General features: G+C 73.0%; 26 protein-coding genes and 1 pseudogene. 13 read left to right on the top strand and 14 right to left on the bottom strand.

What is annotated here, in order from left to right; translation table 11 throughout:
* The first annotated feature begins 103 nt into the window (after positions 1-103).
* Positions 104-1,564 carry an NCS1 family nucleobase:cation symporter-1 gene (locus ACFC8N_RS27775; RefSeq protein WP_362819133.1) on the top strand — a complete coding sequence of 487 codons (1,461 nt, stop codon included), beginning with the start codon at positions 104-106 and terminating at the stop codon, positions 1,562-1,564.
* A gap of 5 nt (positions 1,565-1,569) precedes the next feature.
* A complete protein-coding gene (locus ACFC8N_RS27780; RefSeq protein WP_376290758.1) occupies positions 1,570-2,298 on the top strand; it encodes an aspartate/glutamate racemase family protein in 729 nt (242 codons plus the stop codon).
* 3 nt (positions 2,299-2,301) lie between these two features.
* Here the strand turns inward: ACFC8N_RS27780 and ACFC8N_RS27785 are convergent, their stop codons facing one another.
* Together ACFC8N_RS27785 and ACFC8N_RS27790 are read right to left on the bottom strand one after the other, a co-directional pair.
* On the bottom strand, positions 2,302-2,760 hold the full coding sequence (locus ACFC8N_RS27785) for a GNAT family N-acetyltransferase (protein ID WP_376290997.1): 459 nt from the start codon (positions 2,758-2,760) through the stop codon (positions 2,302-2,304).
* Between the two features lie 132 nt (positions 2,761-2,892).
* Positions 2,893-3,225, bottom strand: a pseudogene (locus ACFC8N_RS27790) (RidA family protein); the annotation flags it as partial.
* 567 nt (positions 3,226-3,792) lie between these two features.
* On the opposite strand from ACFC8N_RS27790, the gene ACFC8N_RS27795 reads away from it, so the two are divergent.
* From ACFC8N_RS27795 to ACFC8N_RS27810, 4 genes are all read left to right on the top strand, one after another.
* On the top strand, positions 3,793-4,677 hold the full coding sequence (locus tag ACFC8N_RS27795) for a nucleotidyltransferase domain-containing protein (protein WP_376290761.1): 885 nt from the start codon (positions 3,793-3,795) through the stop codon (positions 4,675-4,677).
* A gap of 210 nt (positions 4,678-4,887) precedes the next feature.
* Positions 4,888-6,804 (top strand): FUSC family protein, encoded by a 1,917-nt coding sequence (locus ACFC8N_RS27800; RefSeq protein ID WP_376290764.1) that lies wholly within the window; start codon positions 4,888-4,890, stop codon positions 6,802-6,804.
* 168 nt (positions 6,805-6,972) lie between these two features.
* Positions 6,973-7,620, top strand: a complete 648-nt coding sequence (locus tag ACFC8N_RS27805) for a DUF899 domain-containing protein (RefSeq protein ID WP_356021238.1) — start codon at positions 6,973-6,975, stop codon at positions 7,618-7,620.
* A 191-nt stretch (positions 7,621-7,811) separates the two neighbouring features.
* Positions 7,812-7,988 (top strand): hypothetical protein, encoded by a 177-nt coding sequence (locus ACFC8N_RS27810; RefSeq protein WP_356021240.1) that lies wholly within the window; start codon positions 7,812-7,814, stop codon positions 7,986-7,988.
* A 27-nt stretch (positions 7,989-8,015) separates the two neighbouring features.
* Here the strand turns inward: ACFC8N_RS27810 and ACFC8N_RS27815 are convergent, their stop codons facing one another.
* Both ACFC8N_RS27815 and ACFC8N_RS27820 read right to left on the bottom strand, forming a co-directional pair.
* Positions 8,016-8,414, bottom strand: coding sequence for a hypothetical protein (locus tag ACFC8N_RS27815; protein ID WP_356021354.1), 399 nt, complete (start codon positions 8,412-8,414; stop codon positions 8,016-8,018).
* Between the two features lie 77 nt (positions 8,415-8,491).
* Positions 8,492-9,409, bottom strand: coding sequence for an ATP-binding protein (locus tag ACFC8N_RS27820; RefSeq protein WP_376290768.1), 918 nt, complete (start codon positions 9,407-9,409; stop codon positions 8,492-8,494).
* Positions 9,410-9,658: 249 nt separating this feature from the next.
* Between ACFC8N_RS27820 and ACFC8N_RS27825 the strand changes: the two genes are divergently transcribed.
* Together ACFC8N_RS27825 and ACFC8N_RS27830 are read left to right on the top strand one after the other, a co-directional pair.
* On the top strand, positions 9,659-10,519 hold the full coding sequence (locus ACFC8N_RS27825) for a helix-turn-helix transcriptional regulator (protein WP_356021242.1): 861 nt from the start codon (positions 9,659-9,661) through the stop codon (positions 10,517-10,519).
* Positions 10,520-10,774, top strand: a complete 255-nt coding sequence (locus ACFC8N_RS27830) for a DUF397 domain-containing protein (RefSeq protein WP_071382716.1) — start codon at positions 10,520-10,522, stop codon at positions 10,772-10,774.
* Positions 10,775-11,043: 269 nt separating this feature from the next.
* Here ACFC8N_RS27830 and ACFC8N_RS27835 read toward each other — a convergent pair whose 3' ends face one another.
* Complete coding sequence (locus ACFC8N_RS27835; protein WP_376290771.1) at positions 11,044-12,465, bottom strand: PLP-dependent aminotransferase family protein; 1,422 nt, start codon at positions 12,463-12,465, stop codon at positions 11,044-11,046.
* Positions 12,466-12,511: 46 nt separating this feature from the next.
* Between ACFC8N_RS27835 and ACFC8N_RS27840 the strand changes: the two genes are divergently transcribed.
* Positions 12,512-13,030, top strand: a complete 519-nt coding sequence (locus ACFC8N_RS27840; protein ID WP_376290774.1) for a carboxymuconolactone decarboxylase family protein — start codon at positions 12,512-12,514, stop codon at positions 13,028-13,030.
* Positions 13,031-13,156: 126 nt separating this feature from the next.
* On the opposite strand, the gene ACFC8N_RS27845 is transcribed toward ACFC8N_RS27840, so the two are convergent.
* The 4 genes from ACFC8N_RS27845 to ACFC8N_RS27860 all read right to left on the bottom strand — a co-directional run bounded on the left by ACFC8N_RS27845 (position 13,157) and on the right by ACFC8N_RS27860 (position 16,927).
* Positions 13,157-14,644, bottom strand: coding sequence for a glutamate synthase subunit beta (locus ACFC8N_RS27845; RefSeq protein WP_362819128.1), 1,488 nt, complete (start codon positions 14,642-14,644; stop codon positions 13,157-13,159).
* A 147-nt stretch (positions 14,645-14,791) separates the two neighbouring features.
* Positions 14,792-15,271: a DUF1772 domain-containing protein gene (locus tag ACFC8N_RS27850; protein WP_376290776.1), complete on the bottom strand. Its 480-nt coding sequence runs from the start codon at positions 15,269-15,271 to the stop codon at positions 14,792-14,794.
* 162 nt (positions 15,272-15,433) lie between these two features.
* Positions 15,434-16,120: a DUF2293 domain-containing protein gene (locus tag ACFC8N_RS27855; protein ID WP_376290779.1), complete on the bottom strand. Its 687-nt coding sequence runs from the start codon at positions 16,118-16,120 to the stop codon at positions 15,434-15,436.
* Between the two features lie 72 nt (positions 16,121-16,192).
* Positions 16,193-16,927: an NAD(P)H-binding protein gene (locus tag ACFC8N_RS27860; protein WP_356021255.1), complete on the bottom strand. Its 735-nt coding sequence runs from the start codon at positions 16,925-16,927 to the stop codon at positions 16,193-16,195.
* 224 nt (positions 16,928-17,151) lie between these two features.
* Here ACFC8N_RS27860 and ACFC8N_RS27865 point away from each other — a divergent pair, with 224 nt between their 5' ends.
* Both ACFC8N_RS27865 and ACFC8N_RS27870 read left to right on the top strand, forming a co-directional pair.
* On the top strand, positions 17,152-17,610 hold the full coding sequence (locus ACFC8N_RS27865; RefSeq protein ID WP_376290999.1) for a winged helix-turn-helix transcriptional regulator: 459 nt from the start codon (positions 17,152-17,154) through the stop codon (positions 17,608-17,610).
* A gap of 152 nt (positions 17,611-17,762) precedes the next feature.
* Entirely contained in the window at positions 17,763-18,404 is a 642-nt protein-coding gene (locus ACFC8N_RS27870) for a uridine kinase (RefSeq protein ID WP_356021257.1), read from the top strand.
* 121 nt (positions 18,405-18,525) lie between these two features.
* On the opposite strand, the gene corA is transcribed toward ACFC8N_RS27870, so the two are convergent.
* A complete protein-coding gene (gene corA / locus ACFC8N_RS27875) occupies positions 18,526-19,653 on the bottom strand; it encodes a magnesium/cobalt transporter CorA (protein WP_356021260.1) in 1,128 nt (375 codons plus the stop codon).
* 204 nt (positions 19,654-19,857) lie between these two features.
* Between corA and ACFC8N_RS27880 the strand changes: the two genes are divergently transcribed.
* Complete coding sequence (locus ACFC8N_RS27880; protein WP_356021262.1) at positions 19,858-20,658, top strand: methyltransferase domain-containing protein; 801 nt, start codon at positions 19,858-19,860, stop codon at positions 20,656-20,658.
* A gap of 577 nt (positions 20,659-21,235) precedes the next feature.
* Here ACFC8N_RS27880 and ACFC8N_RS27885 read toward each other — a convergent pair.
* Both ACFC8N_RS27885 and ACFC8N_RS27890 read right to left on the bottom strand, forming a co-directional pair.
* Entirely contained in the window at positions 21,236-22,171 is a 936-nt protein-coding gene (locus ACFC8N_RS27885) for a carbohydrate kinase family protein (RefSeq protein ID WP_376291001.1), read from the bottom strand.
* A complete protein-coding gene (locus ACFC8N_RS27890) occupies positions 22,156-23,061 on the bottom strand; it encodes a pseudouridine-5'-phosphate glycosidase (protein WP_376291003.1) in 906 nt (301 codons plus the stop codon). Before ACFC8N_RS27890 ends, ACFC8N_RS27885 begins: the two co-directional genes overlap by 16 nt.
* A gap of 108 nt (positions 23,062-23,169) precedes the next feature.
* Here ACFC8N_RS27890 and ACFC8N_RS27895 point away from each other — a divergent pair, with 108 nt between their 5' ends.
* The gene (locus tag ACFC8N_RS27895; protein WP_356021266.1) at positions 23,170-23,601 is read left to right on the top strand and encodes a VOC family protein; all 432 of its coding nucleotides are present in this window, start codon (positions 23,170-23,172) and stop codon (positions 23,599-23,601) included.
* Between the two features lie 35 nt (positions 23,602-23,636).
* Here the strand turns inward: ACFC8N_RS27895 and ACFC8N_RS27900 are convergent, their stop codons facing one another.
* Together ACFC8N_RS27900 and ACFC8N_RS27905 are read right to left on the bottom strand one after the other, a co-directional pair.
* Complete coding sequence (locus ACFC8N_RS27900; protein ID WP_071370825.1) at positions 23,637-24,191, bottom strand: methylated-DNA--[protein]-cysteine S-methyltransferase; 555 nt, start codon at positions 24,189-24,191, stop codon at positions 23,637-23,639.
* 42 nt (positions 24,192-24,233) lie between these two features.
* Positions 24,234-25,103, bottom strand: a complete 870-nt coding sequence (locus ACFC8N_RS27905) for a glycerophosphodiester phosphodiesterase family protein (protein WP_356021268.1) — start codon at positions 25,101-25,103, stop codon at positions 24,234-24,236.
* Positions 25,104-25,124: the final 21 nt, after the last annotated feature.

A 25,124-nucleotide genomic window follows, 5' to 3' on the forward strand; every position in this document is an offset into this window, starting at 1 on the left:
CGGCAACGACATCGGTCCGAACGGTTGACGGCGGGACCATGACGGGAGTTTGGTATACCAAACGGCTGCCGTCCTCCGTCTCCCCCTTGCCCCTGGAGGCCCCGTGTCCCTCGCCGATCGCGCCGAAGCCACCGGCGCCACCGCGTTCGTCCCCGACCCGCGCCTCGTCAACGAGGACCTCGCCCCCGCGAAGCAGCGGAACTGGAAGGTCTTCGACCTGTTCGCCATGTGGATGTCGGACGTCCACAACCTCGGCAACTACACCTTCGCCGCAGGCCTGCTGGTCCTCGGCATGAACGTCTGGCAGGTCTTCACGGCCCTGCTCGCCGGCTTCGTGCTCATCTACATCGGCATGAACCGCATGGGGAAGATCGGCCAGCGCCACGGCGTGCCGTTCCCCGTGGTCAGCCGCATCAGCTTCGGCATCTGGGGCGCCAACATCCCGGCGCTGATCAGAGCCGTGATCGCCATCATGTGGTACGGCATCCAGACCTATCTGGCCTCCGTCGCCGTCAACGTGATGCTGCTCGCCGCCTGGCCGGGCCTGGCGTCCCTCACCCACCACTCCTTCCTCGGCCTGGACGCGCTGGGCTGGATCTCCTTCGTCTCGCTCTGGCTGCTCCAGTGGGTGATCATCAGCCAGGGCATGGAGGCGGTGCGCAAGTTCCAGGACTTCTGCGGCCCGGTGATCTGGCTGGTGATGATCGCGCTCGCGGTCTGGGTCCTGGCCAAGGCCGGCTGGAGCATCTCGCTCACCTCCACCCCGCACCCGGTGTCCACGGGCGAACAATGGCGGCAGTGGTTCGGCGCGATCGGCCTGATCCTCGCCACCTACGGCACGCTGATGCTCAACTTCTGCGACTTCTCCCGCTTCGCACCCGACAACAGGACCGTCCGGCGCGGCAACTTCTGGGGCCTGCCCGTCAATTCCACCGCCTTCGTCGTCGTCTCGGTGATTGTCACGGCCGGTTCGCTGAAGGCGTTCGGGCAGGCCATCACCGACCCGGCGGAGCTGGTCGCCAAGGTGGGCAACACCTGGGTGCTGGTCGTGGCCGCGTTCGCCTTCGCGGTGGCGACCATGGGCGTCAACATCGTCGCCAACTTCGTCTCCCCGGCGTACGACCTCGCCAACGTCTGGCCGCAGAAGATCACCTTCAAGGTCGGCGGCATGATCAGCACGGTGGCCGCGCTGGTCGTCACCCCCTGGAACCTCTTCTCCAACCCGACGGTCGTCAACTACTTCCTCGGCGGCCTCGGCGCCTTCCTCGGCCCGCTGTTCGGCGTGATCATGATCGACTACTACTGGGTGAAGCGCGAGAAGATCGACGTCGACGCGCTGTTCGACGCCCGGCCGGGCAGCCCGTACCACTACCGCAAGGGCGTCAACCCCCGGGCGCTGTGGGCGTTCCTGCCCTCCGCGGCGGTCGCGGCCGTGCTGGCGCTGGTGAAGAGCTTCAGCGACGTGGCGCCGTACTCCTGGTTCATCGGCACCGCGCTCGGCGCCGGTCTCTACGCGCTGCTCAACCGGCGTGACCGCGCGGTCCGTACGACGGAGGAGGTCTGACGAGCGTGCGGATCATCGTCACCAACTGCAACACCACGCAGGAGATGACCGAGGAGATCGTGCGAGGTGCCCGGGCCGCCGCCGGCCCGGGCACCACCGTCACCGGTCTGACCCCTGCCTGGGGCCCCGCGTCCGCCGAGGGCTGGCTCGACAGCTACCTCTCGGCGGCGGCCGTCCTCGACACCCTGCGCACCTACGACGGTCCCGCGTACGACGCCGTCGTCCTGGCCGGTTTCGGCGAGCACGGCCGGGAAGGAGTACGGGAGCTGGTGGACGTCCCGGTCGTGGACATCACCGAGGCCGCCGCCCATCTGGCCTGTCTGCTCGGCCGCCGCTACGGCGTCGTCACCACCCTCGACCGCTCCCTCGGCCAGATCGAGGACAGCCTGGAGACCGCCGGGGTGGCCCGCAACTGCGCCGCCGTCGTCGGCACCGGCCTCGGCGTCCTCGACCTCGCCGAGGACCCCGGCCGCACCGAGTCGGCGTTCCTGTCCGCGGCCGAGCGGGCCCGGGACGCCGGCGCCGAGGTCCTGGTGCTGGGCTGCGCCGGGATGACGGGCCTGCAGCGGACGGTGGGCGAGAAGCTGGGGCTGCCGGTGGTCGACGGCGTGGCCGCGGCGGTCCGGCTGGCCGAGTCCCTGGTGGCCCTTGGCCTGACGACCAGCCGGGCGGGCAGCTACGAGAAGCCGCTGCCCAAGGAGCGGAGCTGGGGGCGGCCCCGCACCGATCAGTAGGGGTCAGTCCTGGGGCTGCCAGACGTACCGCACATCCGGCTCCCGCTCCTCGTTCCCGCTCCCGTCGGTGAACTCGACGGCCGTGAAGCCGTGCCGCTCGTAGAAACGGTGGGCGGGCTTGTTGACCTGGAAGGTCCACAGGGTCAGCCCGCCCGGGCTGCGCCCCTTGGCCAGCGCGACGAACCGGTCACCGATGCCCCGGCCCCGCCACGCGGGGTCCAGGTACAGCTGGGACAGCTCCTGCTCGTGCAGGACCATCACCCCGACGACCCCGCCGCCGGCCGCCTCCGCCAGCCAGGTCTCCCGCGCCGGTACGACGACGTTCTCGAAGTAGTCCCGGACGTCGTCGTCGGAGCGCGGCCGGACGACGGTGGGCAGCGCGGCGGTGAAGGAGCGCAGCCAGACGTCGGCGACGGCCCGGGCGTCCCCCGCGACGGCCCGCCGGAGCACGACATCCGCCACACCCGCCACATCCGGTTTGTCGGTCCTGGTCGGCACGGCGCTCGCGACGACCTGATCGTCCGTCTTCGTGGGCACCACGGCCGTGGCCGTGATCTCCACCAGTTGCCCGGGGTATCCGAGGCAGGTGACACCGAGCAGCGTCGAGGAGTGCGGCCCCGTGCTCAGCCCCGAGGCCTCCACCACGTCCCACACCGCCGACAGGTCGGCCGTATCGCCGCTGACCACGTACACGTCGGTGGCGATCACATGCTCCAAGTCGCTGCCGACGGCGCGCAGTTGCTCCCGCAGATTGGCGAGCACCCGCTCGGCCTGCCGTACGGGGTCGCCCGGGCCGACGATCTCCCCCTTCTCGTCGAGCGGCACCGAGCCGGCGAGGAAGGCGAGCCTGGTGCCCGTCTCCACCACCGAGGCGTGCGCATAGGCGGGCGGCGGGAAGAGGCCGGGTGCGTTCACTCGGCGGATCATGGCGGCTCCTGGGGTGGCGGTCGACGCCTCCCGATCATCCGCGTCCGACGGCACCGACGCATCCCGGTTTCCCGGCCGGCAGCGGCGAGGGATCCGCGAGCACGCCCAGCCGCCCCACCTGCGCCGGGCGATCCACCGTCGGACGAGGGCTTCAGCAGGTCACTGTCGTGACGGTTCTCCTGGGCATGGTGTTGTGCGGGCTCACCACCAGGTGGGCCGTCACCGCGTCGGTCAACATGCTCGATCGGGACTCCGGGTCCGGCGCCGGAGGCCCTGGGTGCGCGTGGTCCCTCTTCGGACGCGTCGTGCTTCTGGCGGCGGCGTTCTGGACACCCCTGAGCGCGCCGGGCCCCGCCGGCGCCTGAGGGCAGGGTCTCGCCGCCCTCGTGGGTTTGCGGTGACCGCACCCTCGGCTTGTCGGACAACGGGTGCGCGGAGCCCGCACGGGGCGGTGCGGGCGAGGCGAGGTCGACTCGCCGCGCTGCGTACGCCGTTGCGACGCACCAAGGAGGGGCTCGCGGAAATCTCGGGTGCGGACTTCGGGATGGCTGCGGCAGGCTGAAGGGCATGCCCAGCTCTTCCCACGCCGAGCCCGCGGACGGTGGGTCCCCGGGCCGTGAGGTCCCGGGCCGTGAGTCCCCGGACCACAAGTTCCCCGATCTCGGGTCTCCCGGTCCCCGGTTTCCCGATCCCGAGTGCTCCGATCGCGAGTTCCTCGCCGTCACCGCCGACCGTCTCGCCGCCCTCCCCACCGTCCGGGCGGTCGCCCTCGGCGGCTCCCGCGCGCAGGGCGTCCACCGCCCCGACAGCGACTGGGACATGGCGGTCTACTACCGCGGCTCCTTCGACCCCGACGACCTGCGGGCCGTCGGCTGGGAGGGGGAGGTGTCCGAGGTCGGGGGCTGGGGCGGCGGCGTGTTCAACGGCGGCGCCTGGCTGCAGGTCGACGGGCGCCGGGTCGACGTGCACTACCGGGACCTCGACGTGGTCGAGCACGAGCTGGCCGAGGCGACGCAGGGCCGGTTCCGGGTGGAGCCGCTGCTCTTCCATCTCGCCGGCATCCCCACCTACCTGCTCGTGGCGGAACTGGCCGTCAACCAGGTGCTGCGCGGCCAACTGCCGCGCCCGGCGGGCTATCCGGACAAGCTGCGCGTGAGCGCCGCCGAGCGCTGGCACGGCACGGCCCGCGCCACCCTCGACTACGCCAGGACCCACCACGCCCCGCACGGCCGCCTCACCGAGACCGCCGGGGCCCTCGCCACGGCCGCCGCGCAGGCCGCGCACGGCGTGCTCGCGGCACGCGGGGAGTGGGTGACCAACGAGAAGCGGCTGCTGGAGCGGGCCGGGCTGCGCGGGATCGACGCCGTGGCGGGCGCGTTGCGCGCCGAGCCCGAGGCCCTCGTCCACGCCGTCGTCCAGGCCGGAGAAGTCCTGGCGGAAGCCCGGCAGTAACGGCGGCCGGAACCGTTTCATCGGGGCAGTCGGGGCAGTCGGGGCAGTCGGGGCAGTCGGGGCGTTGCGTTCATAAAGAAACCGGGCGTTCCGGGCACCTTTCACCTCCCCGAAACGTGATCGCCCCGCTCGCCCGGCGAACTCGCCCTACCGTGGAAGCACGGTCCGCCGGCCGCCGTCGTCCGAAGGCACCCCACCCCGACCCGGCCCATGCCACCCCGCCCTCGGACGAACAGGAGCCCCGTGTCCCGGCCCGCCGCACCCCTCTGGCTCGCCCACGCCCTTCGCGCCCAGCGCGGTCCCGTGCCCTGGAGCGCGGTGACCCGGGGTGCGCTCGCGGCCGGGCCGCTGCTGCTCGCCGGGCTGCTGGCCGACCGGCTGCCCAGCGGTGTCCTCGCCGCCATCGCCGCGATGCTCGCCGGCATCAACGACCGCCCCGGCAGCAGGCGCGCCTCCGTCAGGCGGCTCGGGGTGCCCGCGCTGGCCGGTGCGCTGGGGCTGCTCGCGGGGACGTACGCCGGGCAGGGGCTGGCCGCCGTACCGCTCACCCTGGTGCTCACCCTGCTGGGGCTGGTCGCCGGCGGCATCAGTGCCGTCGGGCCCGTCGCCTCCGCCGCCGGGACGCAGTTGCTCGTCGGAGCCGCGCTCGGCGCCGGGATGCCCGCGGCCGCGAGCGGCTGGCAGCGCGCGCTCGCCTTCCTCGCCGGGGCCGGCTGGCTGATCCTGCTGCGGCTCGCGCTGCCCACGCCCGGTTCACTCGCCGGGGACTTCCGGTTCGACGGGGAGCGGGAGGCGGTCGCCGACGTGTACGGCGCCGTCGCCGATCTGCTCGACGCCGTGGGCGGTGACCTCGCCACCGCCCGGCGGGCCGCGCTGACGGCCGCGCTCGACCATGCGCAGGACGCCCTCGCCGGACCCCGGTTGCGCCGGTTCGCGAGCTCCGCCGCCGAGCGCCGGCTGCACGCCCAGTACGTGGCCGCGCTGCCCCTCGCCGAGGCCGCCACCGCCCTGTTCTGGGCGGGGGAGCCGGTTTCCGCGCGGGCCGCGGAGGGGCCCCGCAGGCTCGCCGCCGCGGTCCGCGGCAATACCGGCACCGGCCCGCTGCCCGCCCCCAGCCGGTCCGTACCCGCCCTGCGCGCCCTGGACGACGCTCTGTTGCGCGCCGCCGAGGCCTTCGACCGGGCCGAGGGCCCGCACCAGCGGCTGCCCGCCCGGCGACGCGGCCGCCGGGACGCCCTGCGCGCCGCGTTCGGCACCGGCGGGCGCGAGTACGGGCTGCGCGTCGCCCTCTGCTTCGGGGCCAGCGCCGCCATCGCCCAGGCGCTGCACCACACTCGCTGGTACGGCCAGCACCAGCACTGGTACTGGCTGCCCGCCACCGCCGTCTTCCTCGTCAAGCCCGACCTCGGGCCGCTCGCCTCCCGGGTGCTGTGCCGCGCCGCGGGGACCGTGCTGGGCGCCCTGGTGTTCGCCGGGTTCGCCGCGGTGCTGCCGCGCCCGGCGGGGCTGATCGCGCTGGTCGCGGTCTGCGGGGCGCTCGTCCCGGTCGCCACCCGGCACTTCGCCGCGCTGACCGCCGTCGTCACCGTCCTCGTCCTCGCCCTCGTCATGGTCGGCGGCGAACCGCAGGCCTCCGCCGGCCGGATCGGCGAGACGCTGCTCGCCTGCGCGCTCGTGCTCGTCGTCGGGCACCTTCCGATGCCGGGGGAGCGGGGCGGCGGGGTGCGGGCCCGGCTCGCGGCGGCCGGGAGCGCCGCGCACGCCTACCTCGTGCATGTCCTCGGCGAGTCCGGCGACCTCGGCGAGCCCGCCACCCGCGCTGCCGGCGAGTCCTTCGACGCCCGTGCCGAGCGCTGGGCGCTGCGCCGGGAGGCCTACCGCACCCTCGCCGAGGCCCGCACCGCCATCGCGCTCGCCGCCGCCGAACTGCCCGCCCTGGCCCGGCACTCCGCGGGCACCGAGGCCGTCGCGGACGTTCTGGAGCGACTTGTCGACACGACCACGGCCTGCGCCGTGCACCTCGACGACACCGGCCGCCTCACTCTCCGGCATGTCAAGCAACTGCGGGACACTCTGGGCGAGTTGGAACTCCAGGGGATCGAGGTGCCGCTGCCCGCCGCCGCGTAGCCGTACGGTGGCATGCGTCGGCCGACACCTGCCCGACGTGATCGGACGTGGCGTCCACTGCTGCCTCGGCGTGCCGCCGAAGGTGCCGGAAAATTCTTCGCGGACAGCGATGAGTTCCGCTCCCGGCGACGGTCACCACCCCGAACCGACCGTCGGACAGGAGGGCCCATGTCGCTTCCGGAGATCGTCTCGCGCGAGCAGTGGCGCGCGGCGCGCGAGGAGTTGCTGCGCAACGAGGAGGCGGTCCGACGGGCGCGCGAGGCACTCGTCGCGCAGCGGCGGCGGCTGCCCATGGTCGAGGTCGACACGGAGTACGTCTTCGAGGGCGGCGACGGCAAGGCCACCCTCCTCGACCTCTTCGAGGGCCGGTCCCAGCTCATCGTGCACCACTTCATGTTCGCCCCGGAGTGGCGGACCGGCTGTCCGTGCTGCTCGGCCTTCCTGGACCAGCTCGGCCACCTCGCCCATCTGCGCGCCCGGAACACCGCGTTCGCGTCCGTCTCCCGGGCCCCGTTCACCCGCATCCTGCCGTTCAAGGCACGGATGGGCTGGGCGGTGCCCTGGTACTCGTACGCGGCGTCCAACGGCGACTTCAACCGCGACTTCGAAGCCACCGTGGAGTCGGACCGGGGCCCGGTCGAGCGCGCGGGCATCAGCTGTTTCCTGCGCGACCACGACCGGGTCTTCCACACCTACTCGGCCTTCGACGACGGGCTGGACGGCGCCTGCACCATCGCCGGCCTGCTCGACCTCACCGCGCTGGGCCGCAGCCCCGCCGGCAGCGACCGGCTCCGGCTGCACGACGAGTACGACTGACGAGTACGACTACTGACACGAAGCATGCGATTCGCCTACGCAACGTGTGCGCTTCATGCCGTAACGTGAACGGGTTTTTCTGATTCGCGCCGAACGAGTGTAGGTAATGTCTCAGTGCCATCACTGAGCGAAGCGTTCGCCGTCCCCAGGGCGTTAACTCCTCCAAGAGTGACGCTTTCTGGAGGTGCGCGATGGTGAACGGGCGAACGGTGCTCGAGCGCTTTCCCGCCGGCGGTCCGCGGGGATCCTGGCCCGCGGAGGAGTTCGCGTACGCGCGGCGTATGGAAGGCCTGCCCGCCGAGGTCGTCATGGACCTCGCGACGGACACGTTCCTGGTGATCGTGCGCGGCGGCGACGGCTCGGAGTGACCGCCCGGAGGTTCGGACGCAGGGGGCTTACGCCGAGACCGCCCGCGACCAGTCCGGGGCCGTGCCGAGCACCCGGCACAGGGCCAGGTACAGCGGGATCGGCGGGGTGTACGGGACCGTGCCCTCGGGGCGGTGGACGAGCCGCGCGGGTCCGGTGACCAGCGCGCCGGGGGCGTACCGGGCCGGAGCCGGCCAGGGCAGGGCGTAGTCGGAGTCCGACGGAACGATCCACCACCACTGCGCGCCGTCGGTGTACACACAGCCCAGCCGGGGCAGCCGCGGTACGACCAGCGGGCCGAGGCGGTCCGGCACGGCCACGGCGTCACAGCCCAGCGGGGCCGTCATGCCCTCGGGCAGCAACAGCCGACGGGGTGCGTCCGGGACGGGCCGCCGGCGTTGCAGCCGTACGAGCGTGTCGAGACCGATCGCGCGCTCGGAGCCGGAACCGGCGCCGGAAGCCGGGCCGTTGTGCTCCGCGCCCGTGCTGTCGGGTCCGCCGCCGGTCACGGCCGCTCCCCGGTGCGGCGCTGTTCGGGGGCCCGGTGCAGCGGCTGGTGCCGAGGGCGGTCCGGGGACCGGTGCTGGTGGGGCTCCGACACGCCGTGCCGGTGCTGCTCGGATATCCCGAGGCGGTGCTGCTCGGACACCGGGTGCACCCGGTACTCGGCCGTCGCGGGCCGGTGCTGCCGCTCGGGCGACCGGGACGGCGACTGTTCCGGAGTCCCCTCGCTCCCACGGCCGAGCGGCTCCGCGGACATGCGGTCGTCGCGGCGGGGCTGCTCGGGGATCCCGCGTTTCCCGTGGACCTCGTCGGCGGGGCGCTCCGCGTCCTCGTGACTGGCCCCGGCCGGGCCGTCCTCGCGGGTGTCGGCAGGCCGGCCCGGCTTCGGGCGAGCACCCCAGCCGAGGTCGTTGCACGGCTCGGCGGTGTCGTGGGCCGCGTCGCTCTGGCGCGGCAGGTCGGCCCAGACCAGCAGGCCGGAGCCGTGCTCCTGCGCACCCCAGGCCCGGCACAACGCGTCGACGAGAAACAATCCCCTCCCGTGCTCCTCGTCCGGCCGCTGCGGGGACGGGTGGGGTTCGCCGGGAGCGCAGCCCTCGTCGAGGACGGCCATGCGCACGATGTCCTCGTGATCGTGCAGCTCGCACACGACATGGCTGCTCGCGGTGTGCACGATCGCGTTCGTGACCAGCTCGGAAATGACCAGGACCGCGCTGTCGCAGGTGTCCGCGCCGACGGACCAGCCGGTCAGCCGGGCATGCGCCAGGCGTCTCGCCTGGGCGACGGAACCCGGATGTGCGGCCAGCTCGAAGCGGAACCGGCGCTCGGCAGCGCCCCACCGGGGGGCCGCTCCCGACGCGGCACCGAGACCGGAACGGTCTGCGGCGGCATCTGTTCCTAAGGGCGCGGACGGAATCACGCTTGCCACTATCTCCCCGCCGTGAACACTTGGCAAGTGTCACTCTGAAAATTGCAGAGTGCTGTGTGACTCGGTCAGAGGCCGTGGCACACTGCTCGCAACAGCACGTCGAGCGGCGCCAATTGGGGTCATCGGAGATCCGCCCCGGTCTTCGAATGAGTCTTCGAATGGCGCCGCAGGGCTGTCGGGAGAGAGCGCGGTGTCAGGTGGAGTGGTGGGGCTTTCGGTGGATTCCGTGGAGGTGACAGCGTGAGCGAGCCGCGGTCCGCGCCGACGGTGGGCCAGGTGGTCCTCGGCCGGCGCCTGCTGGACCTGCGGGAACGCGCCGGGCTGAAGCGCGAGGAGGCCGCCCGCGTGCTGCGCGTCGCCCCCGCCACCGTCCGCCGTATGGAGATGGCCGAGGTCGCTCTCAAGATCCCGTACCTGCAACTGCTGCTCAAGGCGTACGGCGTGCCGGACGACGAGGCCGACGTGTTCGTCCAGCTCGCCGAAGAGGCCAACAAGCCCGGCTGGTGGCAGCGGTTCCACGACATCCTGCCGGGCTGGTTCTCGATGTACGTCAGCCTGGAGGGCGCGGCCGGCCTGATCCGCTCGTACGAGCCGCACTTCGTCCCCGGCCTGCTCCAGACCGAGGACTACGCGCGCGGTGTGCTGAAGTCCGGTGCCATCGGCCAGACCAGCCCGGACGACATCGAACGGCACGTCGCGCTGCGCATGCAACGTCAGAGCCTGCTCAGCCGTTCCGACGCCCCCCGCTTCTGGGCGGTGATGGACGAGACCGCCCTGCGCCGGCAGGTCGGCGGCCCGGAGGTGATGCGCGCGCAGATCGACAAGTTGCTGGAGGCGACGAAGCTGCCCCATGTGACGCTCCAGGTGGCCCCGTTCGCCCACGGGCCGCACCCGGGGACGTACGGGCCCTTCGTGCTGTTCCGATTTGCCATGTCAGAACTGCCGGACATGGTCTACAGCGAGTACCTGACCGGCGCGGTCTACCTGGACGCGCGCACCGAGGTGGCGACCCACCTTGAGGTCATGGACCGCATGGCGGCGCAGGCCGCTACGGCACAACGCACGAAGGAGATCCTCCAGGATCTCCGCAAGGAGCTGTGAATGGATCGCATCAAGCCGCGCGGACACGTCTACAACGGCATGCCCGCGCGGGAGCTGGGCAGCGAGGGGTGGCACAAGCCCTGGAGCGGCGGCAACGGCGGCAACTGCCTGGAGGCGATGAAGCTGGCCGACGGCCGGATCGCCGTACGCCAGTCCACCGACCCGGACGGGCCGGCGCTGATCTACACCACGGACGAGATGACCGCCTTCATCGAGGGCGCCAAGGCGGGGGAGGCCGACTTCCTGCTGTCCTGAGCCTGCCCCTGTTTCTCGTTGTTCAGCCGACTTCCTTACCCTGGCACCGACTTGACCCTGCTCTTGACCTTGCCCTTGGCCTCGGTCATCCCCCCGAACCTTGCTCGTCCCGCCCCCTGGTAGCCGCCTGATGACGACCCGCGCGTCGGCCGGCTCCGTCCCGCAGGAGTCGGCGCCGCCCCGCAGGAGTCGGCCACCCCACAGAAGTCGGTGGCCGCCGTCGAGAAGCCCCGTCCGGCCGGCGTCCCCCTCGCCCGCGCCGCCGTCCCTCACCCCGGTGGCAGCACCGCGCACAGCGCCTCCAGCGCCGCGCCGTAGGCGTGCTCGGCGGGGGCCGCGTACCCGACCACCAGCCCGTCGCCCGCCGTCGGCTCGCCCTGCGGATGACGGAACGCCGCGAGGCCGTCCAGGGCGACGCCCTGCCACGCGGCGGCCTTCACCGTCGACCGTTCGGTGCCCGGCGGCAGCCGCAGAACGGCATGCAGACCGGCCGCGAGGCCCGTCACCTCGACGTGCGGCGCGTGCGCCGCGAGCGCGGCCACGAGCCGGTCGCGCCGGTGCCGGTAGCGCTGCCGCATGCGCCGCACATGACGGTCGTACGCCCCGGAGACGATGAACTCCGCGAGCGCGAGCTGGTCCAGGACACTCGCCCAGGCCTCCCGCTCACCCTTCGCCGCGAGCACCGGCCCGACGTACCGCTCCGGCAGCACCATCCAGCCCAGCCGCAGCGCCGGCGACAGGCTCTTGCTGACCGAGCCGATATGAATCACACGCTCCGGATCGAGGCCCTGGAGCGCGCCGACGGGCCTGCGGTCGTAGCGGAACTCTCCGTCGTAGTCGTCCTCCAGCACCACCGTCCCCCGCGCGCGTGACCAGTCGATCACGGCCGCCCGGCGCTCCGGGTGCAGCGGCCCTCCGGTCGGGAACTGGTGCGCGGGCGTGAGCAGCACGGCCCGCTCCCGCCCGAGGGCGTCCACGCGCGCGCCGTCCTCGTCCAACGGCAGCGGCACCGTGCGCACCCCGGCCGTCGCGAGCAGCTCCCGGTGGAAGCCCAGCCCGTACGCCTCCACACCCAGCGGACCGCGCAGCACTCCGCCCGCGCCCTGCCCGAACAGCAGCCGCAGCGCGTGCGCGAAACCCGAGCAGACGACGATCCGGTCCGGCTCGGTGCGCACTCCACGCGCGCGTGCCAGATATTCCGCCAGCGCCTCGCGCAGCTCCCGGCGCCCGGCCGGATCCCCGGGCCCGAACGCCTCGCTCGGCGCCACCTGCACCGCCCGCCGGTACGCGGCCGCCCACGCTGCCCGCGGGAACGCCGACGCGTCCGGCGCGCCCTGCCGCAGGTCGTGCCGCGTCCCACGCGCGCGTACGGGCGTTCTCGCCGGTGTCCGTACGGCACCCCGCAGCGGCTCCGCCCGGTCGGCCACCCGGGTGCCCGACCCCTGCCGGGCGGTCAGCCAGCCCTCCGCGACCAGCTCGGCGTACGCGTCCGCCACCGTGTTGCGGGCCACGCCCAGATCCGCGGCGAGCGAGCGGTACGGCGGCAGGCGGGTGCCCGGAGCCAGCCGCCCACTGCGCACGGCCTCCCGCAGCGCCCGGATCAGCGCGGCCCGCCGACCGCCCGGACCCGACAGCTCCAGATGCAGGTCGACGCCGATCCGCTCGGCCGGATTGACCCACGATTCCGTCATGAAAATGCACCCTACAACCGGTCTTTCCGGCTCGTAGGTTGAAGCCATGACGACGCACACGATCACCAACACCGCCCATGTGACCAGCGCGGTCACCGCCGCCGGGGCCGCCCGTACCCGACTCGACCTCGCGAGGTCCGCGCCGAAGGTCTTCCGCGCCATCGTCGGCTTCGACGCCGCCGCCCGCGAGGGCCTCGACCCCGCGCTGGTCGAGCTGATCCAGATCCGCGCCTCGCACCTCAACCACTGCGCCTACTGCCTGCACATGCACACCAACGACGCCCGCAAGGCCGGCGAGAGCGAGGACCGGCTCCACATGGTCGCCGTCTGGCGCGAGGCACGGCACTTCTTCACCGCGAAGGAACAGGCCGCCCTCGCCCTGACGGAGGCCGTGACCCTGGTCGCCGGCGGAGGCGTCCCCGACACGGTCTACGCCGAGGCCGCCGCCCGGTTCGACGAGCAGGAACTGGCCCATGTCCTCGCCCTGATCCTCATGATCAACACCTGGAACCGGGTCGCCCTGTCGACGGGCAAGGTGGCGGGCACGGACGAGCGCAAGGGCTGACCGCCCGCCCGTCGTCGCGCCGGTCCACCACGACGGCGCACGGTGCACGGCGCGTCCCGGTGGTGCCGGACCGTCCACCGGCACAGCCGGGAACGACGAACGGTCACGACAACCGTCGGCCGAGGGCTACACCCTCATCGGCCGGTCTCCCGGAGAGACCGGCGCGGGCAGGCGCCAAGCGCCCGTCAGATAGTGGTCGACGGCCGCCGCCACCGCCCGGCCCTCCGCGATCGCCCAGACGATGAGCGACTGGCCGCGTGCCGCGTCCCCGGCGGCGAACACCCCGGGGACGTTGGTCGCGAAGCCGTCGTCCCGGGCGATCGTGCCGCGCGGAGTGAGCGCCAGCCCCAACTGCGCGATCATCCCGTCCTCCTGGTCCGGCCCGGAGAACCCGAGGGCGAGCAGCACGAGGTCGGCCGGGAGCGTCCGCCCGGTGCCCTCCACCGGCTCCCGCCGCTCGTCGACCTCCACCACGTGCAGCGACCGCACCCGCCCGCTCTCGTCCCCGGCGAAGTGGAGCGTGGACGCCGCGAACAGTCGCGCGTCCGCGTCCGCCGCCGGAGCCGTACGCAGATCCCGTGCCTCCTCGTGCGCGGCCGACAGCCGGTAGACCTTCGGGTACGTCGGCCACGGCTCGGTGTCCTCGTCCCGCTCGGCATCCGGCTGCGCGTAGATGTCCAGCTGGGTCACGGACGCGGCCCCCTCGCGCACCGCGGTACCCAGACAGTCCGCTCCCGTGTCCCCGCCGCCGACGATCACGACGTGCCGCCCGGCCGCCGACAGCGGTGATACCTCCAGATCCCCCTCGCACACCCGATTGGCCAGCGGCAGATACTCCATCGCCTGGTGTATTCCGTCCAACGCCCGGCCCGGCACCGGAAGTTCCCGCCACGCCGTGGCCCCCGTGGCGACGACGACCGCGTCGTACCGCCCGCGCAGCTCCACCGCCCCGACATCCCGCCCGACCACCGTCGACGTGCGGAACTTGGTCCCCTCGGCCCGCATCTGCCCGATCCGCCGCTCCAGATGGCGCTTCTCCATCTTGAACTCGGGGATGCCGTACCGCATCAGCCCGCCGAGCCGGTCGTCCCTCTCGTACACCGCGACCGTGTGTCCGGCCCGCGTCAGCTGCTGCGCCGCCGCAAGCCCGGTGGGCCCGGAGCCGATGACGGCGACCGTCATCCCCGACAGCCGCTCCGGCGGCCGTGCCGGGACGAAACCCTCCTCCCAGGCCCGGTCGGCGATCGCGCACTCGACGTTCTTGATGGTCACGGCCGGCTGGTTGATCGCCAGCACGCACCCCGCCTCGCACGGCGCCGGGCACAACCGCCCGGTGAACTCGGGGAAGTTGTTCGTCGCGTGCAGCCGGTCGCTCGCCGCCCGCCAGTCCTCCCGCGAGACCAGGTCGTTCCACTCGGGGATCAGATTCCCCAGCGGGCACGCGTCGTGGCAGAAGGGGACGCCGCAGTCCATGCAGCGGTCGGCCTGTTTGCTGATGATGGGCAGCAGCGCGCCCGGGACGTACACCTCGTCCCAGTCCCGTACCCGTTCCTCGACGGGCCGCCGCGGCCACTCCTGGCGCGGCGTGGTCATGAAACCCTTGGGATCGGCCATGATCGTCGCCACTCTTCCGGCACTCTTCCGGCCACGATACGTCCGTACCGTGGACCGCGCAGAGCGGCGGAGAGCGCTTTCCCGCGCGCCCTCGGAGACGGGTCCGGGGGAGGGGCGGGTCAGGCGGTCGGCCAGCGGTGGGGCAGGTCAGGTGAGGGCCAGGACGTAGACGAGGGCGGACGCGGCGGAGGCGGCGGTACGCACGTGGTTCCAGAACGTCCACTCGCGCACATACACCGGCCAGTACACCGCGGCCTCCGGCGCACCCGCGGTCAACCGGGCCAGCCTGTCGTTGCGGGGCGCGTTCGCGACCACCGTCAGTCCGAACGAGCCGAACAGATACAGCGCGCTGCCCAGCAGCAGCTCGACCGTCCCGTCGCCCGGCCACACCACGAACGTCACCACCGCGATCATCGCGCTCAGCACCGCCGCGCCCCCGAACACCGTCATGAAAGGGGGCCGCACCGCGGCCACGTTGATCGCCTTCATCGCCGCGACCCCCTGTGCGGGCGGCAACGCCGCGAGCCCCCGCATCACGAAGACCGAGAAGGCACAGAAGACCCCGGCCATCAGCCCGGTGCCGAGAACACCCGCCACGACCAGCACGAAGAACGGCCCGTCGATCATCCCCACGCCCTCATCCCGTCTCGTCCCGCCCACCGGGCCGGGCCCGGCAGCACCGTCACCTCCAGCCGACGCCCAGGACGGCGCACCGACCATGGCCGAACCGCCCGCCTCCATAAGCAGGCGTCTCCCTCGAACGCCCTCCCTCCGCTCGTCCTCTCCCGCTCATCCGACGTCCGTGTCCGCGCCCTGCCACGCCCGCAGCACCGCCTCCACGGCCGGGGCGATCCGGCGCCGTGCCTCGTACCGCGGCACCCCGCTCATCAGCAACTGGTCGTACGGCGTGTCCACGTGCCGCACGGCCGCCACGACCGCCGAGATCACCGCCCCCTCCGTCAGCGCCCGCCCCGCCGCACTGCGCCCGACCCGCCCACTGCCCCGCACGGACGCGTGCGCCGCGACGGCACGGGCCCGCTCGGCCGGGCAGCGCGGGAACAGCCGGAGGATCTCGGCCGCGAACGCCGCCACGAACCGCTCGTCCTCCACCGCCCTGCGCCGCGCGTCCCGCGCCCGCCGCCGGCGCCGGGCCTCGGCGTCCGCCAGACAACGGGCCTCCGCCCGGGCCAGCGCCTCCTCCTCCACGAGCACGCCCTGCCGCTCGTAGCGACTCCTGCGCCGGTTGAAGCGCACCACCACTGCCGACAGCGCGCTCTCCTCCCGCGATCTGCGGGTCAGCGCCGTGTCACCGCGCGACAGGAACACCAGGTGCCCGAGGTCGGCACAGTCCAGACAGCGCGGTGCCCCGTCCTCCAGCACGAGCAGCGACAGCGGCCCGCCCCGGCAGCCGGAACAGCGCTTGCGCTTGGCGCTCTGGACGACCACAAGCCGCCCGGGGGAGTGGGGAGTTGGCATCGAGGGAAGGCCCATACGCGGTACTTTCCCCGCCACCGCCGCCTGACTCCGTGTCCTTGCCTGCCGTCCTCCCTACCTCCTCCCGTCGCGCACGTTGAACACCGAGACCCGCGCACGGTGCCGTACGGGCGTCTCGATCTCGTCCACCACCGCCACCGCGAGATCGGCGTACGACAGCCACGGCTCACCATCGCCATCACCGTCACTGTCGCTCTGCTCACCGCTCTCGCCCGCCCCGACAGGCACCCGCTCCCCGCCGACGCGGTACCGCCCCGTCCGTGGCCCGCCGTGCTCCAGGAACCCGGCCGGTGTCAGCATCACCCAGTCGACGGGTCCGCCCCCGCGCTCCCGCAGCCGGTCCAGCCCGGCGGTGTGCGCCAGCGCGAAGGGCCGCAGCGCCGACGGGAAGGCCGCCGGGTCGTCCAGCACCATCCGTCCGTCCGTGCCGAGCAGGTTCGCACCGAGCCCCACGGCGACGAGCCGCGTCACCCCGGCCGTGCCGAGCCCGTCGAGCAGCGCGTCGGCGGCCTGCACGAAGAACCCCGGGTCCACCGCGTCGACCCCGTCGTCCGGCCCGCCCGCCGGTGACACGGCGTGCACGGCACCGACATGCCCGGCGGCGACCCTGGCGACCGACCCGGCGTCCAGGACGTCACCGCGCACGACCGTCACGCCCCGCGCACCCAGATCCGGATACCGTGCCGGCTCCCGCACCACCGCCGTCACCGTCAGACCCCGGGCCCGCGCCTCGGCCGTCACCGCCCGCCCGGCCCGGCCTCCAGCACCGAAGACCACGATCCTGCCCATCCCCAACCTCCGTGTCCTGCCCGGCTGTTCGTGTCGGACCAGGACGTTAGAGAGCGGACCCCCGGTTACTTCAACGGTATCGGCGCTACCCTCGACGCATGCCCGACGCACCCTGCAGGACGACCGACGGTCTTCGGCGGACAGCCGATGTGTCCCGGGAGACGGCCGATGCTCTTCGGCGGGCAGCCGACGCGTCTCGCGGGATGTCGGGCATCTCTCGCGGGATACCGGACGTGTCTCGGGGGACGGCGGGCGCGGTGCGGCCCGGCGCCGGTACGCCGGACGCCGACCGGCCCGCGCCTCTCGATCCCGACATGTTCCACCCCCTCTGTCCGTCGTCCGTGATGCCGGTCCGCGTGGGCGACAAGTGGGCCGGCATGGTGATCCGCTGCCTCCAGGACGGCCCGCGCCGCTTCGGCGAACTGCGGGTCCCGCTCAAGGCGGTCACCCCAAAGGTCCTCAGCGAGACCCTGCGCGCCATGGAGCGCGACGGCCTGATCACCCGCACCGCATACGACGAGAACCCCCCGCGCGTCGAATACGCCCTCACCTCTCTCGGCCGCACCCTGATCCCGCTCCTCGACGCGGCCCGTGCCTGGAGCGAGACCCATCTCCCGTCCCTCCTGGCGGCCCGGCAGACAGCTGCGGCCGACGCTGCCGCTGCCGCGGCGGACCAGGACTGAACCCGCCGCTCGCCGCCGAGCAGCCCGCCACCGACCACAGCGCGCCCCCGTCCCCGTCCTCGGCAGGCGTCCCGTTCCGGTAAGCGCCCCGTCCTTGGCAGGCACTCCGTCCCAGGCAGGCGCTGCCGTCCCGCTCCCGGCCACCCGGCATCATGGGCCGTGTGCGACTCGAAGCGATCACCTGGGACCGGCTTGCCGAGCTGCTTGCCGACCGGCTGGCCGGTGCGGAGCCGGCCGACGGAGGCGCCTGGCCGCGCGTCGGCTTCGACGGTGCCCCGGCCGCCCGCCCCGGAGACCTGGCCGAACGCGTCGGCGAGGCGCTGCGCGTGCGCGGCCGGCCCTCGCTCGTGGTCGGTACCGAGGGCTTCCTCCGGCCCGCCTCGCTGCGCCTCGAACACGGCCGGCGGGACGCGGAGTCGTACTTCGGCGGATGGTTCGACACCGGCGCCCTGTGGCGCGAGGTCTTCGGGCCGCTCGACCCCGGAGGCAGCGGGCGCGTCCTGCCCGACCTGTGGGACCCGGCCACCGACCGCGCCACCCGCAGCACCTACGTCCAACTCCCGCCCGGCGGGATCCTGTTGCTCCACGGCCCCCTCCTGCTCCACCACTGGTTCCCCTTCGACCTGACCGTGCACCTCCTCCTCTCCCCGGCCGCTCTGCGCCGCCGTACACCGGAAGCCGACCACTGGACGCTGCCCGCCTTCGAGCGCTACGCCTCCGAGACGGATCCCGCCGGCACGGCGGACGTCCTGGTGCGCGCCGACGACCCGCGCCATCCCGCCTGGAGCGGCTGACCCGAGTGGCCCGTCGAGCCGGTCGACGGGTCCCTGCGGCTCCCCCCGGCGCTTCTCCCCGGCTGTTTCTCCCGCCGCTTGTGCCGCTTGCCGCTGCCCGCCTGTCGCTGCCTGGTGCCGCTCAGAGCCAGCCGTTGCGCCGGAAGCCCCGGTACAGCACCACGCACGCTCCCGCCATGACGGCCATGGCCAGCGGATATCCGAACTGCCAGTGCAACTCGGGCATGTGGTCGAAGTTCATGCCGTACACACCACACACCATCGTCGGAACGGCGATGATCGCGGCCCAGGCGGTGATCTTCCGCATGTCCTCGTTCTGCGCGACGGTCACCTGCGCGAGGTGTGCCTGGAGGATGGAGTTGAGCAGTTCGTCGAAGGCGGCGATCTGCTCCTTGGCCCGGATCAGATGGTCGAGCACATCGCGGAAGTAGGCCTGTATCTCCGGCGGGACGACCCGTATGGGCCGGGTGGCCAGGTCCTCCACCGGGCGGCTCAGCGGCACCACCGCCCGCTTCAGCTCCAGCAGTTCGCGCTTCATCTGATAGATGCGGCCGGGGTCGAGCCGAGCGCCGTTCTCCGAGAACACGTCCGTCTCGACCTGGTCGATGTCGGCCTGCACCGCGTCCGTGACGCTCAGGTAGTCGTCCACGACATGGTCGGCGATCGCGTGCAGCACCGCCGCCGGCCCCTTCGACAACTGGTGCGGATGCGCCTCCAGCTCCTCGCGCAGCGGGCCCAGCGAGCCGTGCCGGCCGTGTCGCACCGTGATGACGAAGTCCTCGCCGACGAACACCATGATCTCGCCGGTGTTCACCACTTCGCTGGTCGCCGTCAGCCGTTCGTGCTCGACGTAGCAGACGGTCTTGAAGACCGCGAAGAGCGTGTTGCCGTAATGCTCCAGCTTCGGGCGCTGATGGGCCTCGACCGCGTCCTCCACCGCCAGCGGATGCAGGTCGAACAGCTCCGCGATCCCGGCGAACTCACGGTCCGTCGGCTCGTGCAGCCCCAGCCAGACGAAGCCCTCGCCGGTCTTGCGCACCATCTTCACGGCGTCCACGAGGTCGTGGCAGGTCGGGACCCGCACGCCGTCCTGATACGTCACGCAGTTGACCACCGAGGACCCGAGCGGTGATCTGGCGGGATGGCTCAGGTCCACGCGCGGCTGCCGCCGGGCCAGCCGCGCCACCTTGCGCAGGCCGGAGGCTTTGCCCAGTCCCGTGACCTTGCGCAGATTCCCTGCCATGGACATCTGGGTCTCCTCGCTCGGATCTCCTCGCGTAACGCTTTTCGCGCCTTGCCCGAGCAGTTTGCCAGGCGAGAGCAAAACGCGGGTGAGCCTGTGGGAACGCAAGGTTCCGCTTGGTTCCCGCCTGTGGACAAAGGGCCGGCTCCGCCGGTCTCCCGCGCTCGTAGCGTGGGCGGATCCGGACAAGCCGGGTGGGATGATCCTCACATGACGCGATCCGACGGGTACCTTCTGGACAACCGGCAGAACGAGGCGGGACAGCGCTTCGACGCCTTCGCCACGCTCTTCGACCCGACGACCTTCCGGCACATCGAGGGCCTCGGTATCGGACCGGGGTGGCGCTGCTGGGAAGTCGGGGCCGGCGGCACCTCCGTGGTGTCCTGGCTCGCCGAGAAGGTCGGCCCCGCCGGCAAGGTCGTCGCCACCGACATCGACACCTCGCTGATCGCCGCCGCGGCCCACCCGCCGGTCGAGGTTCGCGTCCACGACGTGGGCACCGAGGAACCGCCGGCCGAGGGCTTCGACCTGGTCCACGCCCGGCTCGTGCTCGTCCATGTCCCGGACCGCGAAAGGGCGTTGCGGTCCATGATCCAGGCGCTGCGCCCCGGCGGCCTGCTGCTGGTCGAGGACGCGGACCCTGCCCTCCAACCTCTGATCTGCCCCGACGAGTACGGCCCCGAGCAGCGGCTCGCCAACCGGCTGCGCCAGGGCTTCCGCAAGCTTCTCGCCGAACGGGGCGCCGACCTCTCGTACGGCCGCAGGCTGCCGCGCCTGCTCCGCGAGGCCGGGCTGAGCGAGGTGGCGGCCGACGCGTACTTCCCGATGACCTCGCCCGCGTGCACCGCGCTGGAGGCCGCGACCGTCCGTCAGATCCGCAGCCGCCTCGTCGCCGCCGGACTCGCCACCGACGAGGAGATCGACCAGCACCTGGCCCACGTCGAGACCGGCTCCATGGACCTGGCCACCGCACCGATGATCTCGGCGTGGGGGAGGAAGAGGAAGGCGTAGGAGACGGCGCGGGGCAAGGCGTCGGGGACGCGGGCGACCGTACGGCCTGGGCCGCCGCAATCACCCCTACGGGCGGACAGAGCCCGGGTTGTCCGCCGAGCGGGCCATGGCCCGCGACCGGTCGGGGCCCGGCGGCCATGGCCCGGGATCGATCAGGGCCCGAGCTGTCCGCAGGCCCCGGCAATCGGCGTCCTGTGGCGCTTGTCCGGGCGTTCGCGGCATCGGGGACCTGCGGAGCGCACACGGCGCCGACGTAGCCCGGCCGCGGCCGTCCGAGCGTGCGTGGCACCGGGCCGTCGCCACAGCGGCTGGGCCATCTGCGGCGCCCTGCGACGTCGCCAGGCCATGCGCGTCGCATGGCCATGCACGCCGCCCGGCATCTCGCCGCAGCCGCCCCGGCCTGCTCTGCCCCCTGGACCCGCCGCACCCGCCCGACATGCACCATCTGCGGTACCCGCCGCAGTGATCCGGGAGTGCGCAGAGTCCAGCTTCCGTCACGGTCGACCGAACGTGCACTGTGGCCGGTGGCCCCTGCTGACGGCCCCGCCTCCTACCCCCGCCGCCGGCTGGCCGACGTCTAGGCGCCGCTCCCCGGAATCGGTGGTCTGGCCCCCACTCGGCCCACCGCTCGCGCGCCCGCCCGGCAGCCCTGGGCCGCCGCCTCCTGCGGATCCGCGCCCGCGAGCAGGGCGGCGAGGAACGCGCCGGTGAAGGCGTCGCCGGCGCCCGTGGTGTCCCGGGGGACCGCCGGTGACGCCGGGATGCGCGTCGGCGCGGCGCCGGAACGGGCCACCAGGGCCCCGTCCGCGCCCGCCTTGGCCACCACCAGCGGCACCAGACGGCTCAGCTTGGCCGCCGCGTCCGCCGGATCCGGCAGGCCGGTCAGCAGGCATGCCTCGTCCCGGCTGGGCAACAGCACGTCCAGCTCCTCCGCGAACGCGAGGAACCGGTCCACGCCCAGCCGCGTCAGGAAGCCGGCGGAGGCCGGATCCAGACTGACGGGCACTTCACGCGCGCGTGCCGCCGCGAGTGCGGTACGTGCCAGGGCCCTGCTCGGCTCGGTGAACAGCAGATAGCCCGACAGGTGCAGCCGGGCGACCCCGTCGAGCAACGCGTCGGACCAGTCGTCGGGTTCGAGCCGCAGAGAAGCCCCGCTGTCCGTGAGGAACGTGCGCTCGGCCGCGGCTCCCGTGTCGACGAGGCAGATCACCGTCCCGCTCGCCGCCTCCGGATCGACCACCAGCCGGGGCTGTACACCGGCGGCGAGCAGCTCCCGCTCGTGCCAAGCGGCCGTGTCCGCGCCCACCCGTCCCAGCAGCCGTACGTCCGCACAGCCCGCGTGGGCGGCCCAGCAGGCCACGTTCGCGCCCGCCCCGCCGGGCAGCGTACGGATCGAGGCGACCGTGTCGGTGCCGGCCGCGAGCGGCCCCCGGTGCCGGGCGACCACGTCCGTGATCACGTCCCCGACGACCAGCAGGGCCCCGTTCCGACGCGTGGTCACTCCCTGGTCCAGGCCGTGGCGATCCGAGCCGCCAGCCGTACGTTGCCGCGCACGGCCGCCAGATTGGCGCTCAGGGACGCGCCGTCCGTGTGCCGGACCAGGTAGTCCAGCAGGAACGGGGTCACGGCCTGCCCGCTGACGCCCTGCTCCGCGCAGGCCCGCAGCGCGTCGGCGAGCACGCGCGCGTGCAGCTCGGGATCGAGCTGTTCCGCCTCCGGGACGGGGTTGGCGACGATCAGCGCCGACTCCACGGCGCCCAACGTGTCCTGGGCCCGCATGACCTCGGCGACCTCGTCCGGGCCGTGCAGGGTCCAGTCGACGGGATGCCCCGAGTCGGAGAGGTAGAAGCCGGGGAAACGGTCCGTGCCGTACCCCGCCACGGCCACGCCGAGGGTCTCCAGCCGCTGGAGCGTCGCCGGCACGTCCAGGATCGACTTCACGCCCGCGCAGACCACCGTGATCCTCGTGCGCGCCAGCAGCCCCAGATCGGCCGACTCGTCCTGCGTCACCGTCCACTCCCGGTGCACACCGCCCAGCCCGCCCGTGGCGAACACCCGGATGCCCGCGAGCGCGGCCAGCTGCGCCGTGGCCGACACCGTGGTCGCCCCGCTCGCCCGCGCGGCCACGGCGAGTGGCAGGTCGCGGTGGCCCAGCTTGCGGATCCCGTCCTCGTTCGCGACGCGCTCCAGCTGCTCCTTGTCCAGCCCGACATGAGGGCGTCCGTCCAGGACGGCGATGGTCGCCGGTACGGCGCCCTCCCGCCGCACCGCGTCCTCCAGCTCCCGCGCCACGTGCAGATTGCGGGGACGAGGCAGGCCGTGCGCGATGATCGTGGACTCCAGGGCCACCACCGGCCGCCGCGCGTCGATCGCTTCCCGGACCTCTTCCGACACCACGAGCACCACGCGCATCGCCTCCTGTCCGTCGGCTGTTCGTACCTGGATCTCTGGCGGGCGCCGGGCGCGCCTAAACGCTTGCGGCCTGTGGGAGACGCCACCAGCCTGGAGCGCATGACGAAGAACAGCACGCGTCTCGACCATGTCGTCCTGTGGGTGGCCGACCCGGTGGCCGCGGCCCGTTTCTACACCGAGGCCGTCGGTCTGGAGCCCGTCAGACTCACCGAGTTCGTCGAGGGGAAGGTGCCGTTCCCCTCGGTGCGCGTCAACGAGGAGACCATTTTCGACCTCGCCCCGCACACCTTCGCGGACCGCATGAGGATGCTGCCCGGCGCGGCCGACAGCGCGGGCCATCCGGTCAACCACGTCTGCCTGTCCCTGCCGGCCGACGCCTTCGAGGCCCTGCGCGCCCGGCTGGAGAGCAACGGCGTCCCCCTGTCCGACATCGGCCACGACTCCTTCGGCGCCCGCGGCAGCGCCCCGCGATCGTTCTATTTCCGGGACCCCGACGGCAATGTCTTCGAGGCCCGGCACTACGACGCGTAGCAGCCGAGCAGTCGGCGAGCGGTCCCCGGGGGCGGTCAGAACAGCGGCTCGGGCAGCACGCCCTCCAGGGCGAGCAGCTTCCGCTTGGTCTCCAGCCCGCCTCCGAAGCCGCCGATACCGCCGTCGCTCTCCACCACCCGGTGGCACGGCACGACCACCGGCAGCGGATTGGCGCCCATGGCCGCGCCGACGGCCTGCGCCCCGCCGGGCTGCCCGACCCGCCCCGCGAGATCGCCGTACCCCACCACCGTGCCGTACGGCACCCCGGAGGCCAGCTCGCGCAGCACCTGGCGGTTGAAGCCGGAGATCAGCGACCAGTCCAGCGGCAGGTCGAAGTCGTGCCGCTCGCCCGCGAAGTACGCGCGCAACTGGCGTATGGCCTCGGTGAGCGGCGGCGCGTCCGGATCCTCGACGGGGGCGGCGCCGAACCGGGACGCCAGCCGCTCCAGCGCCCGGTCGCGCACCGCGTCCGTGGCGTGGAAGACGACGTTGACCAGGCCGTCCCGGGTCGCGGCCAGCATCAGCGGACCGATGTCGCTGCCGACGACGGCCCATACGACGCGCTGCTCATCCTGCCGTTCGCTGTCCATGCGACCACCGTACGGCCCGCCACTGACAACGCCCGTCCCGGCTCAGTGCGAGCCCAGCGCCGCGCGCACCACGTCGGCCTTGTTGGTGATGATCCCGTCGACGCCGTACTCCGCGGCCGTGTGGGCGCCGGCCGCGTCGTCCACCGTCCAGGCGAACACCTTGAGCTTCCTGCCGTGCGGCCCCTTGAACGTGTGCACGGCCGCGACATAGCCGCGCGAGAGCGACCCGTACGAGGGATTGATGAGATCGGCGAAGCGCGCGTCCTGGTACAGCTGCTCCACCTTGGGCGAGCCGAGCAGGGCCGTGGTGACCGCGGGCTTCAGCTCGTGGACGGTCCGGATGCTGTCGGCGCTGAAGCTCTGCACGATCAGCCGCTCCAGATGGCTCCCGTCCAGCCAGCCCTCGTTGCCGAGGAGCTTCAGGGTCTGCTGCTCGATGCCCGGGTACAGCTCTGGGTTCTTGATCTCCAGGAGCAGTTTCTCGTGGTTGTGCTCGATCCGCCGCATGTACTGCGCGAGCGTCGGCACGCGGGTGCCCGCGTAGGCGGGGGAGTACCAGCTGCCCGCGTCCAGCCGGGCGATCTCGGCCGCGGTGAAGTCCTTCACCTTCCACGGCGCCCGCCCGGGGAAGACCTGCTCGACGTCGGTGGTGCGCTTCAGGCTGTCGTCGTGGATGACGACCAGCTCGCCGTCCTTGGTGCGCTGGACGTCGTTCTCGACCCAGGTGATGCCCAGCGTCGCGGCCTTGTCGATCGAGGGCAGTGTGTTCTCGGGCGCGTAGGCGGCGGCGCCCCGGTGCCCGACCACCGTCGGCTCGCCGGAACCGCCGGCCCGGGCGTCGGGGGTGGTGATCAGCAGGACCGTCGCGATCCCCAGGACCGCGGCGGCGGTGGCCACTACGCGCGCGTGCATACGGACTCCTCGCGTCGAGTT

Origin of the sequence: Streptomyces sp. NPDC055966 (assembly GCF_042269865.1) — a bacterium.
Classification (GTDB): domain Bacteria; phylum Actinomycetota; class Actinomycetes; order Streptomycetales; family Streptomycetaceae; genus Streptomyces.

What these genes read in the sequence shown, in the direction of transcription:
- ACFC8N_RS27830 (WP_071382716.1), top strand. Translation starts at nt 10,520, where the DNA reads ATGGATCGCATCAAGCCGCGCGGACACGTCTACAACGGCATGCCCGCG.
- ACFC8N_RS27845 (WP_362819128.1), bottom strand. Translation starts at nt 14,644, where the DNA reads ATGGCCGATCCCAAGGGTTTCATGACCACGCCGCGCCAGGAGTGGCCG.
- ACFC8N_RS27880 (WP_356021262.1), top strand. Translation starts at nt 19,858, where the DNA reads ATGACGCGATCCGACGGGTACCTTCTGGACAACCGGCAGAACGAGGCG.
- ACFC8N_RS27850 (WP_376290776.1), bottom strand. Translation starts at nt 15,271, where the DNA reads ATGATCGACGGGCCGTTCTTCGTGCTGGTCGTGGCGGGTGTTCTCGGC.
- ACFC8N_RS27835 (WP_376290771.1), bottom strand. Translation starts at nt 12,465, where the DNA reads ATGACGGAATCGTGGGTCAATCCGGCCGAGCGGATCGGCGTCGACCTG.
- ACFC8N_RS27870 (WP_356021257.1), top strand. Translation starts at nt 17,763, where the DNA reads ATGGGCCGTGTGCGACTCGAAGCGATCACCTGGGACCGGCTTGCCGAG.
- ACFC8N_RS27795 (WP_376290761.1), top strand. Translation starts at nt 3,793, where the DNA reads ATGCCCAGCTCTTCCCACGCCGAGCCCGCGGACGGTGGGTCCCCGGGC.
- ACFC8N_RS27805 (WP_356021238.1), top strand. Translation starts at nt 6,973, where the DNA reads ATGTCGCTTCCGGAGATCGTCTCGCGCGAGCAGTGGCGCGCGGCGCGC.
- ACFC8N_RS27900 (WP_071370825.1), bottom strand. Translation starts at nt 24,191, where the DNA reads ATGGACAGCGAACGGCAGGATGAGCAGCGCGTCGTATGGGCCGTCGTC.
- corA (WP_356021260.1), bottom strand. Translation starts at nt 19,653, where the DNA reads ATGTCCATGGCAGGGAATCTGCGCAAGGTCACGGGACTGGGCAAAGCC.
- ACFC8N_RS27810 (WP_356021240.1), top strand. Translation starts at nt 7,812, where the DNA reads ATGGTGAACGGGCGAACGGTGCTCGAGCGCTTTCCCGCCGGCGGTCCG.
- ACFC8N_RS27860 (WP_356021255.1), bottom strand. Translation starts at nt 16,927, where the DNA reads ATGGGCAGGATCGTGGTCTTCGGTGCTGGAGGCCGGGCCGGGCGGGCG.
- ACFC8N_RS27840 (WP_376290774.1), top strand. Translation starts at nt 12,512, where the DNA reads ATGACGACGCACACGATCACCAACACCGCCCATGTGACCAGCGCGGTC.
- ACFC8N_RS27905 (WP_356021268.1), bottom strand. Translation starts at nt 25,103, where the DNA reads ATGCACGCGCGCGTAGTGGCCACCGCCGCCGCGGTCCTGGGGATCGCG.
- ACFC8N_RS27800 (WP_376290764.1), top strand. Translation starts at nt 4,888, where the DNA reads ATGCCACCCCGCCCTCGGACGAACAGGAGCCCCGTGTCCCGGCCCGCC.
- ACFC8N_RS27855 (WP_376290779.1), bottom strand. Translation starts at nt 16,120, where the DNA reads ATGCCAACTCCCCACTCCCCCGGGCGGCTTGTGGTCGTCCAGAGCGCC.
- ACFC8N_RS27895 (WP_356021266.1), top strand. Translation starts at nt 23,170, where the DNA reads ATGACGAAGAACAGCACGCGTCTCGACCATGTCGTCCTGTGGGTGGCC.